The organism is Paenibacillus sp. p3-SID867, from assembly GCF_025142895.1.
Taxonomy (GTDB): Bacteria; Bacillota; Bacilli; order Paenibacillales; family Paenibacillaceae; genus Paenibacillus_AQ.
The window spans coordinates 583,408-596,473 of the sequence record NZ_JAMBDM010000002.1 but is presented as its reverse complement, the minus strand read 5'-3'; the positions used below and the strand labels follow the sequence as shown (position 1 = coordinate 596,473).

Sequence of the window (13,066 nt, the reverse complement as noted above, 5' to 3'; positions counted from 1 at the left end):
TGTTTGTATTTCCGACGTTAAGCTTCCTTCCACTTGAAAAAGATATTACTTAGGGGGAATAGGGTATGGGTAAACTTAGAAATGTGCTTTTTCTTGCCGTTCTTTTATCTCTTATCATTTCATTGGCGGCGTGCGGCTCGGATCAGGCTGCAAGCAAGGACAACACGGTTACTTTGTATATTACAAGGCATGGAAAAACAATGCTGAACACAAGCGACCGCGTGCAAGGCTGGGCCGATTCGCCGCTGACGGAGCCCGGTGTCACGGTTGCCAGACAGCTCGGAAGAGGATTGAAGGGGATTCCATTCGCTGCCGCATATAGTAGTGACAGCGGTCGGGCGATTGAAACGGCGAACCTCGTCCTTGAAGAGAGCGGACAAACAGATGTGAAGCTTACGACCGACAAGAATCTGCGGGAATGGAATTTCGGCAAGTACGAAGGGGACCTGAACGCGAATATGTGGAACGTGATTTTGCAGGGTTTAGGGATTACCGATATGAAACAGCTGGATATGAAGTCTGATATGGGGAAAATTGCTGACACGATTGCCGCCTCGGACGAGACCGGACAGGCTGAGGATTGGGAAGCGATCTCCACTCGCTTGAGAACGGCTTTGGATGAAATCAGCGAAGAAACAACCGAAAACGGCGGCGGCAACGTGCTTGTCGTTTCTCATGGCTTATCGATTAGCGCTCTCCTTCAAACGATTGACCCTAGCCAAGTTCCCCCCGCGGGTCTGGAAAATGCGAGTGTAACGAAGATTATTTACAAGGACGGAACGTACAAGATCGAATCCGTAGGTGATATGAGTTACGCCGAAAAAGGCGAAAAAGCAGAATAAAACGATAAATTACAATACAACAAGATGCCCTAGTCGCGGTCTTTAGACTTCGATCAGGGTAATTTTGTTTTGATTGGAGATTTGGGATCTTGCCGCCATTCTGTACCATGCGCTCAAATATTGAAGCATACTATTTTGTATAATGGACGATAGTACAAAAAGATACGCAATCTTTGTCTGGGGGGACATCTTTGAAAACGTCCATCTTTGAATTGGTGGAGACAGCGGACGATCTGCCGTTTGATGTATCGCTGCACCGGGTAAATTACGTGCCGAGCCATTGGCATAACAGCGTGGAGATCATATTCGTGCTGTCCGGCAATCTGGAAGTCACCGTCGGAACGGAGCAGCACACGATAACCGAAGGCGATGTATTTGTGATCAATTCAAGCCATGTCCATGAGGTCATTGGGCTGGACATGAACATTATCGCCACGTTCCTGATTCCAATGGTGTTTTTGAAGGAAAACATTAAAGGCATTGAGGACATCCGCTTTGAGTGCAATTCTTCCACGGTCCGGCCGGAACAGAAAAGCGGGTTGAACCGAATCCGCCAGATGCTGGCAGAGATGGTCGAGCTGAAGCAGAAAAAAGGAGAGGCTTACGAGCTGGATATGGGCATCCGCATGCTGGCGGTATTTTCCATGCTCATTAAACAGTTCAAATCCTCCGAAACCGGCGGCGCGATGAACGAGAAATATATGGAGCGCATGCTCCGTATTATCAATTATATCGACGAGCATTATAATGAGCCGATCACCCTGCAATCGATCGCCAAACAAGAATTTTTGTCCGTACCTTATCTGTCCAAATTTTTCAGCGAAAATATCGGGCTTAATTTCCAATCCTATCTGACAAGCATCCGGTTGAAGAACGCGGTGGAGGAGCTGCTTCGTTATGAAGACCTCCCGATTGCTGATCTGGCGTTAAGCCACGGATTTCCCAATGCCAAATCGTTTTACACGGCGTTCAAAAACAAATACCGTATGACCCCTCATGAATACCGTAAACAGTATCGACCTGACCGGGAGACGGAAGCCAAAAAGCAAGACATCTCTTCGAATTATCTTCAGTTTAATCAATCCAGCGCACTGGGGATCATCCGTCAGTATTTGCGGCGGACCGAATCGTTGGAGGTTGAAACGATCCAGGCAATCGAAACGAAGACCTATGAGGTGAACGCGGCCGCTCCGGGAAGAAAACTGAAGCATACATGGAAAAATCTCATCACGATTGGGAAAGCGCAGGAAGGGCTGCATGCCGACGTACAACAACAGCTGATCTATGTCCAGCAAAATTGTCCGTTTCGGTATTTACGCTTTCACGGGATCTTTGACGACGGGATGATGGTATATGATGAAGACGAGGAAGGGCGGCCGCGCTACAATTTCAGGCTGGTGGACCAGCTGTTCGATTTTATGCTGTTGATTGGCTTGAAGCCGTTCGTGGAGCTGGGATTTATGCCCTCCGCGCTGGCATCCGATCCCGGGAAGACGGTGTTCTACAGAGCCAGCTTTACGAGCCCGCCGAAGTCGCTGGATAAATGGTGCGGACTTATCGACAGCTTCCTTCGCCACTGCATGAACCGTTACGGTGCGGCGGAGGTCGAGAGCTGGAGATTCGAGTTCTGGAACGAACCGGAATTAAACGTATTTTGGCCCGGATCCGAACAGGAATATCATGAGCTGTACCTGGCCACCTACAGAACCTTCAAACGGCTATCCGAAGGACTGAAGATCGGCGCGCCCGGCCGGATCATCACCGTGACTTCGCCGGACACGGCGACGAATTTTTTCGCGTTTTGCCGGAAGAACGATTGTCTTCCCGACTTCATTCCGCTGCATTTTTATCCGCATGAAGAAATCGAAAAACGAATACAACAGGAAGAAGCGGAACTCAAGCTGGATGAAGATCTGTACCGGAAGCTGCTGGAGAAATTCGGAGGGATTTCGCCGAATCCCGATTTTCTTAGGGAAAGACTTGCGATCGAGCTGCAGCTGTTAACCGATCAGGGGTTATCCGGCCGCGAGGTATATATGACGGAATGGAATTCGACCGCCTATCACCGAGAATTGACGAACGATACCTTATACAAGGCCGCTTATATCGCCAAAAACATCCTCGATAATCTGGATGCCATCGACGGATTTGGTTACTGGGTGCTGAGCGACAACATCGAGGAGACGTTCCCGTCACCGCGTTTGTTTCACGGAGGGCTTGGGCTCATCGCCCAATATGGGATCCCGAAGCCCGCCATGCATGCGTACCGGCTGTTGGGCAAGCTGGGGGAGACGCTGATTGCAAGCGGGGACGGATATATCGTGGCTGCCCGGGGAGATACCATTCAAATCATGACGTATAATTACGTTCATTATGATGATCTTTACGCTCTCGGCGACACTTCGTTTATTGATGAAACGCACAGGTATAACGGATTCAAGGAAGAGAAAATCTTAAAAATCGATATCGCGCTTGGCGGGTTACCTCAGGGCGCGTACCGCATGGTTACCCAAACGATCACCCGCAAGCACGGCAGCAGCTACGACAAATGGGTGGAAATGGGGGCACCGGAATCATTGACGGCTGAGGATATCGCTTATCTGAAGCAGAGCTCCCCGTTAAGACAGGTCCAAGTCTTGAATGTGGAGAACGGGACGGTGATTGGCTCCACCTTGAAACCGCATGAGGTGCAGCTGATTGAATTAACGCCTATGGTATGAGCGGTATTGTACGTTGTGTCAATTTTTAAGCATTTCGGAAAGGTGGTTTTAAAACGCTTTCATAATGAGGTTAAGAATTACCCTATAAGTCTATAAACAACCGCCTGTCTTCATGAAGGCGGTTTCTTTTATAATTTGATTGTAATCGTTTTCAAGATAATGGGAGGTTATATAAATGGCTGGAGCTAAAGTAAAAGGACAGGTCAAAACCCCTTTTGGCCGATTGACTTTCGGCGTGATGTTGGGCTACGGCCTGATGATGGTCGCACTCATGACACCGGCGACACTGTTGTTGACATTTAAGATGATCGAGATCGATCCGGATGGATATACGTCGTCTTATGGGCTCGTGGCCGGTATCGGCGCTTTCTTCGCCTTGATCGGTAACCCTTTGGGCGGAGCGATCAGCGATCGGACGATCAATAAATTTGGACGCCGGCGCACCTGGATTTTGCTCGGGCCCTTGGTCGGCAGCGCCGCGCTCCTCATGATTGGCTGGACATCCTCGCTATGGCTCATCATCGTAGGATGGGCGGTTGCGCAGCTGTTCTTCAACTTTGGGATGGCGGCGTATACGGCGCTTATTCCCGATCAGGTGAAAGAAGAAAAACAAGGCACGATTTCCGGTCTGCTCGGCATGTCCTTACCGCTCGGGATCGTCGTCGGGATGGTATTGATGACATTGTTGACGGATGTCTCCTCGGCCGCGAAATGGACGCTTATCGCCGCGATCGGCATCGTGGGTCCGATCATCAGCTTGTTTCTCATTCAAGAAGGAAAAGTGGAAATTATCAGCGAGAATAACACGGTCGTGCCGCTCAGAGAGAAACTGAGCAAAATTTACCCTAGTCCGCGGCGGTTCCCGGCGTTTTCTTGGGCGGTCGCTTCGAAATTTCTCATGATGATGGGGTATTGCAGCAGCCTTTACCTCACGGTGATGCTCGTTAACCGGATGGGTTACACGGAAGCCCAAGCTACGGCCAGCGTGGCTAGCGTGAACATTATTTCCACGATTGCCATGTCGTTGACCAGTATTTTCGGCGGGGTGTTATCGGATAAATTCCGGAAGCAGAAACCGTTCTTGTATGTGTCTGCATTCATTATGGTGATTGCCGTACTGATATTTGCGTTTGTTCCTCATTATTTGGCTTATGTCATCGCATCCGCGGTGCTTGGTCTTGGATTCGGCTGTTTTTCCGCCGTCGATATGGCTTTGGTTGCGCGCATTCTGCCGCGGAAAGAAGACTCGGCCAAAGACTTTGGCATTATGAACGTGGCAAACGCCTTGCCGCAATCGATTGTTCCGGCGATTGCACCGCTTCTGTTAAGCGCAGGCACGTCGATTGGAATTGGCAGTTGGACGTTCTTCTACCTCGTCCTTGCCATATTCACGGCAATCGGCATGGTATCCATCAAGCCGCTGCCGGAAGTAGGCGAACCGGTAGCTACGGATAACGGAACCGAAGCTGTTGACAGCAGCCTTGCGCCTGCAACTATGAACTGAAGGTAAACTCGGATTAAAATAAAGAGAATCGGGGAGAGAGAGAACATGAAAAACCATACTCTAGATACGATCAATAAGACAGAAGAAACCGTTCAATATGTAAAAAATCCCGGCGGCCCGACTTTGGGCTACAGTCAGGAATCGGGCGTTGGTATCATCGAGCAGGACGGCTTGTTCTTCAAAGATTTAAGCCGTGACGGCAAGCTGGACAAATATGAAGACTGGCGGTTGTCGCCGGAGGAACGGGCGAAAGACCTGGCGTCGAAAATGACGGTCGAGCAAATGGCCGGCCTGATGCTGTACAGCCGCCATCAGTCGATTCCCGCGCTTAGTAATGGCTGGTTTTCAGGCACGTACGGCGGGAAAACGTATGAGGAGAGCGGAGCGAAGTCTTGGGAACTGACCGATGAGCAGATCGCATTTTTGGTCAAAGACCATGTGCGGCACGTGCTTGTGACCACGGTAGAAAGCCCGGAAGTCGCAGCGCGCTGGAACAACAAAATACAGGCGTTTGCTGAGGGTACCGGTCTCGGTATTCCGGCGAACAACAGCTCCGATCCCCGCCACGCTTCGGATTCAAGCTCCGAATTCAACGCGGGTGCGGGAGGTCATATCTCCATGTGGCCCGAGACGCTGGGCTTGGCCGCGACCTTCGATCCCGAGATCACGAAGGAGTTCGGGAGGATCGCTTCCCGGGAATATCGCGCGTTAGGGCTAGCAACCGCCCTGTCTCCGCAAATCGATATCGCCACGGAGCCGCGCTGGTTCCGGTATAACGGCACGTTTGGCGAAGATTCGAAGCTTGCTGCCGATATGGCTCGCGCTTATGTCGACGGCTTCCAGGCTTCCGAAGGCGAACGGGAAATCGCGGACGGTTGGGGATATGACAGCGTCAATGCGATGGTGAAGCATTGGCCGGGAGGAGGATCGGGCGAAGCCGGCAGGGACGCCCATTACAGCTGTGGGAAGTATGCGGTGTATCCGGGAAACAACTTTGACGAGCATTTGGTGCCATTTATTGACGGGGCATTCAAGCTGGACGGCAAAACAGGGAAGGCGTCAGCCGTCATGCCGTATTACACGATCTCCTCCGGTCAGGACACCGTAAACGGCGAAAATGTCGGCAACTCCTATAATTCGTACCTGATTCGGGATTTGCTGCGCGGGAAATACGGATATGACGGCGTTGTATGCACGGACTGGATGATCACGGCCGACGTCTCCGGCCCCAGGGATTCTTTTCTGAGCGGAAAACCATGGGGCGTGGAGGATTTGACCGTGGCCGAGCGCCATTACAAGCTGCTGATGGCCGGGGTTGACCAATTCGGCGGCAATAATGAGATCGAGCCGGTGTTGGAGGCTTACAAGCTGGGGGTTCGCGAACACGGTGAAGCCTATATGCGGGAACGGTTCGAGCAATCGGCCGTCCGGCTGCTGAAAAATATGTTCCGCCTCGGTTTATTTGAAAATCCGTACCTCGATCCACAGGAGAGCGTCAAGCTGGTTGGGAACCCCGAATATATGCGGGAAGGTTATGAAGCGCAGCTTAAATCGATTGTCATGCTCAAAAACAAAAACGGGGTCCTTCCGCTTCGTGCGAAGAGCAAAGTATACATCCCCAAACGTTTTCTCCCGCCGGGGAAAGACTGGTTCGGCAATCCGACGCCGGAGAGCTACGATTATCCGGCCAACCTGGAGGTCGTCTCGAAATATTTCGAAGTAACCGACAATCCGGACGAAGCGGAATTCGCCCTTGTCTTTATCACATCACCGAAGTCCGGTACCGGCTACAGCCAAGAGGATGAGGAGCAGGGCTGGAACGGTTATGTGCCGATCAGCCTGCAATACAAGCCGTATACGGCGGAACATGCTCGTGAAGTTAGCCTGGCCGGCGATGAACACGGGAATGAACCGCGGAACCGTTCTTATAGAGGAAAAACCGTCATCCCGCATAATACGACGGACTTAGATATGGTACTGGAGACGAAGGAAAAAATGAAGGGCAAACCCGTCATCGTCTCGATGCTGTTGAGCAATCCCACGGTTGTTTCGGAATTTGAAGCGGAAGTGGACGCCATCCTGGCGAACTTCGGCGTTCAGAATCAGGCGATGATGGATGTATTGACGGGAGCAGCCGAGCCGTCCGGGCTGCTGCCGATGCAAATGCCCGCCCATATGCGAACCGTCGAAGAGCAGCTGGAAGATGTCGCGCACGATATGGAATGCCATGTCGATTCGGAGCATCATGTATATGACTTTGCCTTCGGGATGAACTGGAGCGGCGTGATCGAGGATGAGCGAACGATGAAATACCGTAGAAGCTGATATTTTTAACCTAAATAAGAGAGGAGCTGTTCCATTGCCATGATGATGGCTTTTGGGGCAGCTTCTTTGTGTTTAGGGAGTTTGAGGAATTCAAACCAGAATTGACATCAACGGAAAAGTACAATTACTGGAATTCATCATGGAGGTTGAAGTGGCGAGACGTAAAAGGTTACTTTCATTTTTGCTTATCTGGGTGTACCCTCAAAACAACACTTTACCTAAGAACACACACTATCTTCACATCGTAGTTGATAAAATATTTACAGGGGATAAATACCTTTTTAGGTTCTAATTCAAGGATTACTTCTATAGATAAGGGAGTCCTATGTAAGGAGATATGAGTAAACATTCAAACAAAGAATACTCCAAAATTATGGATTTATCGAATGATGAAAGGGGAGCCCATGATCAAGAGTTTACCACCAAATGTGATTACCGCGATAGAACCTTATAAACCATATGATGTTATCTACTGGATGTTATGTGATCGAAGTATAGATGGCGAAGGTTACGCAAACACGTACTTGATTCTAAGTAAGGAAAGATTGTTTGTTGTGTCATTTCAAGGGGATGAGGCGAATGTAGAGTCCATGAATATCGACAGCATTGAAACCGCATTCACTGTCAATTTAGTCGCCTCCGGTATCATTGTTTTAAAAGAGAAAGAGGAGAGGGTAGTAGCAGCATTTACAAATAGAGAGATGGGGAGTGCGGCCAAGTTTGTCTCGATCTTTACAAAGCTTAAGAAGAACGAAGACATTAGCGATGAAGATGTAGAAGATCGTCAGGAGAACACCACTTGTCCAAAGTGCGGAATGCGATTTCCCGAAGAAGGCAGGCCCATTTGTCCGAAATGTATGAAGAAACATGCCATCTTCTTTAGGCTTCTAAGATTTGCTGGACAGTATAAACTTCTGATGTTTTTCATTGTTTTATTTATGCTGCTCAATTCCGCTACAGGTCTTGCCATACCTTATCTGCAAGGTACGGTCTTGTTCGATCAAGCACTTGGGAATACCGGAGACTTCGCTGGACGAATTGGTCTCGTGATCCTGCTCATTTTCGTTTTTCGAACGATTTCCTTATTGTTCGGGGTCCTATTTAGCATGATAAATGCCAGATTGGCGGCGAATGTCGTATTTGATTTGAAGGCAAGCGTGTTCGCTGCGATGCAGCGGTTATCGCTTAGTTTTTTTCAGAAAAAACAAACCGGTCAGCTCATGACCAGGGTTAGCAATGATGCGCAAGAATTGCAGTATTTTTTCGTGGATGGCATTTCGTACTTTATCGTCAATGCCATGAATATCGTCGGTATTACAACCATTATGCTGATTATGGACTGGAAACTCACATTGATCTGCTTCATCCCGATTCCATTTGTCTTGCTGCTGATACGATGGGTGTTCCCTAAGCTTTGGCGGTTGTCTTGGCGGAGACATCGACGTGTGAGCATGCTCAACGCCATGATCAGCGATACGATACAAGGTACGCGAATTGTGAAAGCGTTCGGGAAAGAACGTCAAGAGCTTGAGCGTTTCCAGAGGGCAAATACTTCCTACTCTGAATCGGAACAGTCCTTTAACCTGATGAGCAGTACCATCTTCCCGATATTAACGATCGTAACTCAATTCGGGGGCATCTTAATCTGGGCTTTTGGTGGTTGGAGGGTGATGCAGGGCAGTATCTCGTTCGGTGAAATCATGACTTTTGTAAGTTATATCTACATGCTGTACGGTCCACTGCAGTTTATGAATAACATTGTCAATTGGTGGTCCAGTTGTATGAGTGCGGCGCAGCGCATTTTTGAAATACAGGATTCCGTCTCCGATGTTGTCGAAAAGGAGGATGCGGTTCATATGGAGCAATTGAATGGCGATATTCGTCTCTCCCATGTTACCTTCGGTTATGAGCCGAACAAGCTGATCCTGAAAGATGTGTCAATGCATGCAAAACCTGGACAGATGATCGGTGTCGTGGGACATTCGGGTGCCGGTAAATCCACACTCGTGAATCTGATTTCTCGCTTATATGATGTTACAGATGGTGAAATCGTGATTGACGGAGTTAACGTGAAAGATCTCAAAATCGATACGATGCGTAAAAACATCGGGATTGTGTCGCAAGAACTATATGTGTTCATGGGAACAATCGCCGAGAATATTGCTTACGCTGATCCTGAATGCTCGATGGATGACATCATTAACGCTGCTCGAATTGCGAATGCGCATGATTTCATTGAAAAGCTGCCTGATGGCTATGACACGATCGTAGGTACTGGAGGTCATATTTTATCTGGTGGAGAAAAGCAAAGAATATCCATCGCACGAGCGGTGCTGCATAATCCGAAAATTTTAATCCTGGATGAAGCAACCGCGTCACTGGATACGGAGACGGAACTTCAAATTCAAGAAGCACTTGAAACGTTAATTCAAGGTAGAACGACGATAGCGATTGCGCATCGGTTGTCCACATTAAGAAATGCGGATTATTTACTGGTTATGGATGGAGGCAAGGTCGTTGAAGAGGGAACGCATGATCAATTAATGACGATAAAAGGCGTATACCATGGCTTAGTACAAAAGCATGATGAAGCGCTGAGCATGAGAAGGGTGGGTTAATCTTTTGATGCAAATCACGGTACCTAATCAATCCGATTTGTCTGTCGCAGCGAGCATGAATTATTTAACGGCTGATAACACAGTGTTTACAAAAACAGAAGGCCAAATGCTTATGGTTCAAGTGAATGATGAGAAATATCCGGCGGTATATTTGCACTGCTCCTTCCCACACACCAATAGAAGAGAATATATATCGGTTCGCACAAGTGAAAATAAAGAGATTGGCATCATCAAGTCTTTGGATGAAGATTTCCCGAAGAATACCGTTAGCCTGCTGGAGGAGCAAATAAAAATGAGATATTTTGCTCCTGAGATAACGAAACTGATCGGAATTAAAGAAGAATTCGGGTACTCCTACTGGGAGACCGAAACCGTTTCCGGGAGTGTTCGGTTTACGGTTCGTAGCGGCGGAGGGAATGTGAAGCTCGTGACAGATCGCAAACTATTAATTATCGATGTGTATGGGAACCGATTCGTCATCGAGGATATCAAGCATCTAAGCGAAAAGGAATATCGACTGGTGGAAATGTATATATAGGGGAGACTGCGATGAATCTTCAATATAAGCTGTCAGAGCAAGATCTTCTAGCTGTTCAGCAAGCCTTAGGAGAAAATATTACGTATTGCGTCCCCGCAGATTTATCGTTTGATAGCCGTAGGACGAATGGTTATTTTGTGATTGGGGAGACCAAGTGGGTTCACGTAGACAATGGAGAAGTTATCGAAACCTGTGCTGTTCATGAGGCACATGATTATAAGGTTGTTCCTTTAATCGGAAATGTGATCATTGAGGCGACGCATATGCAGACCCCGAGGATCATCATCCGGTGCACGATGCAGCATGCGGCAAGGCTCTCTTACATTGCTCAAATTCTAAATTACATGGCTTCGAACAGCAAGATCCGAATCTACAACAATGAGAGCGAGAGTGTATGTTCACAATGTGGCGGCCACCTTGTTCAAGGTACCCGGTTATGTCCGAAGTGTATGAATAAAGGAGCGGCTTTTAAGAAGCTCTGGGGCGTCTCGAAGTCACATTGGAAAATATTGATCACGGCACTCGTTGTACTATTAATCATGTCAGCTGTTACGTTAACGGGTCCGTATTTCCAGAAAATACTCGTGAATTCGGCTTTGCAGCCGCCAGACGGCGTAAACCCAAGTACACGGATATTTCTATTTGCGATTGCTGGAATTGCATTTGGTTTAGTGGCAGGAGAGCTGTTAGGGGTGTTAAGAGGTAGGATTATGGCCCGTGTCAGCTCGAGAATAGCGGCAGATCTGCGTATGCTTGTCTTTGAGAAGGTTCAAAGCTTGTCGCTTGGATTCCTAACCTCGCAGCGTGCAGGCGATATCATGAATCGAATTAATTCCGATACTGACCGCATTCGGAATTTGATTCAAGAAGTGTTTTCAATGGCTATCTATCAAGTCATTATGCTCGCCTCTGTGAGCTTCCTGCTATTTTATACCGATTGGAAGCTTGCCCTTATTATCATTTTGCCTGCGCCAATCGTTGTTTACATTCAATATTTTGTCTGGAAAGTCGTGCTTAGAAAGCTCTTTCGCAAGCAGTGGCGGGTCCATGATAAAGCCAATTCATTCCTGCACGATGTGCTGAGCGGGATTCGCGTGGTTAAGGCATTCGGCAAAGAGGAGCGGGAGATCAAGCGGTTTAGGGCGTATCACCGTGAGTATGCATTAGCGACAATCCAAAGTGAAAAAGTATACAGTTACTTATCGCCTATCTCTCATTACTTGATCCAGATTGGACAATATTTTGTATTGCTTGCTGGCTGCCATATGATTTTAGGCGGAGAGCTGTCACTTGGCGGACTCGTTCAGTTTACTGGTTACGCAGCGATGATCTATGGTCCACTTGGGTGGTTAATGAATATGCCGAGATGGATTGCTAACGCCCTAATTTCTGTAGAGCGCGTATTCTCTGTCATTGATGAGCAGCCGGAGATCATCGACAAGGAGAAATCCCTGAAGCACAGGATTGAGGGGACGATAAGCTTTAAGAATGTTACGTTTGGTTATAAATCGTATGAGCCCGTACTCAAGTCCATCGATGTGGATATCAAGAAGGGTGAAATGATAGGGCTCGTGGGTCACTCGGGATCAGGGAAGTCAACGTTTATCAATCTGATCTCCCGGTTCTATGACGTCAATGAAGGAACGATAAGCATAGATGGTGTGGATATTAGAGATATCAAGCAAGAGGATTTGCGTTCTCAAATCGGGGTTGTGCTTCAGGAGACATTTTTGTTCAGCGGGACCATTATGAATAATATCAAGTATTCAAAACCAGAGGCAACGATGGAAGAAGTGATACAGGCTGCAAAAATAGCTAATGCTCATCATTTTATTAGTCAGTTCCCAGACGGTTATGATACAAAACTGGAAGAGAACGGGAACAACATTTCAGGTGGTGAAAGACAGCGGCTTGCGATTGCTAGAGCCGTGCTGAACAATCCCAGAATTCTAATATTGGATGAAGCAACGGCTTCGCTAGATATTGAAACAGAGTCGGAAATCCAAGAGGCACTGCAACGTGTCACCAAGAACCGGACAACAATTGCCATTGCACATCGACTTGCCACATTGAAGAATGCGGATCGACTGCTTGTACTGAATAAAGGAGTCATTGCAGAGATCGGGACCCATGAAGAATTGATTCAAAAGCGGGGAATATATTACAAGCTGCTATCTGCGCAGCGAAACATGTCTAAGACTCAAACCGAACGGGTGCTGGAGCCAACCTTACATACTTGATACATACGGATACTGGAAGCCCGGCGGATGCGGCCCTGATCCCAAAAAGATAGAACCTATCCCGATCTTAGTCAGGATAGGTTTTTTATCGAAAGAGGGGAGTCCGGTCATAAATGCTTGAAGCGATGGAAAGGGAACGAAAGGCGAGTCCTTTGTCCACAGTTATATTAAAAATTCACACGAAACACACATGATAATCACTGGAAATCCACACCGGATTATGAATTATTTGATACATTATATCTAATCAATTCATCTGTCATATCCAAAGGAGGGGGC

7 protein-coding genes are annotated in these 13,066 nt (G+C 47.9%); all 7 read left to right on the top strand.

From position 1 onward, the window contains the following. The first annotated feature begins 65 nt into the window (after nt 1–65). The 7 genes from M4D81_RS05885 to M4D81_RS05855 all read left to right on the top strand — a co-directional run bounded on the left by M4D81_RS05885 (nt 66) and on the right by M4D81_RS05855 (nt 12,787). Nucleotides 66–842, top strand: a complete 777-nt coding sequence (locus M4D81_RS05885) for a histidine phosphatase family protein (protein ID WP_260065013.1) — start codon at nt 66–68, stop codon at nt 840–842. Between the two features lie 191 nt (nt 843–1,033). Further along, on the top strand, nt 1,034–3,562 hold the full coding sequence (locus M4D81_RS05880) for a GH39 family glycosyl hydrolase (protein WP_260065011.1): 2,529 nt from the start codon (nt 1,034–1,036) through the stop codon (nt 3,560–3,562). A gap of 175 nt (nt 3,563–3,737) precedes the next feature. Continuing rightward, nucleotides 3,738–5,066, top strand: a complete 1,329-nt coding sequence (locus M4D81_RS05875; RefSeq protein ID WP_260065010.1) for an MFS transporter — start codon at nt 3,738–3,740, stop codon at nt 5,064–5,066. A gap of 45 nt (nt 5,067–5,111) precedes the next feature. Continuing rightward, nucleotides 5,112–7,391 carry a glycoside hydrolase family 3 protein gene (locus M4D81_RS05870; RefSeq protein ID WP_260065008.1) on the top strand — a complete coding sequence of 760 codons (2,280 nt, stop codon included), beginning with the start codon at nt 5,112–5,114 and terminating at the stop codon, nt 7,389–7,391. Nucleotides 7,392–7,795: 404 nt separating this feature from the next. Then, nucleotides 7,796–10,009 carry an ABC transporter ATP-binding protein gene (locus M4D81_RS05865; protein ID WP_260065006.1) on the top strand — a complete coding sequence of 738 codons (2,214 nt, stop codon included), beginning with the start codon at nt 7,796–7,798 and terminating at the stop codon, nt 10,007–10,009. A gap of 7 nt (nt 10,010–10,016) precedes the next feature. After that, entirely contained in the window at nt 10,017–10,547 is a 531-nt protein-coding gene (locus tag M4D81_RS05860) for a DUF1854 domain-containing protein (protein ID WP_260065109.1), read from the top strand. Between the two features lie 11 nt (nt 10,548–10,558). Further along, entirely contained in the window at nt 10,559–12,787 is a 2,229-nt protein-coding gene (locus M4D81_RS05855; protein ID WP_260065004.1) for an ABC transporter ATP-binding protein, read from the top strand. The last annotated feature ends 279 nt before the right edge of the window (nt 12,788–13,066 follow it).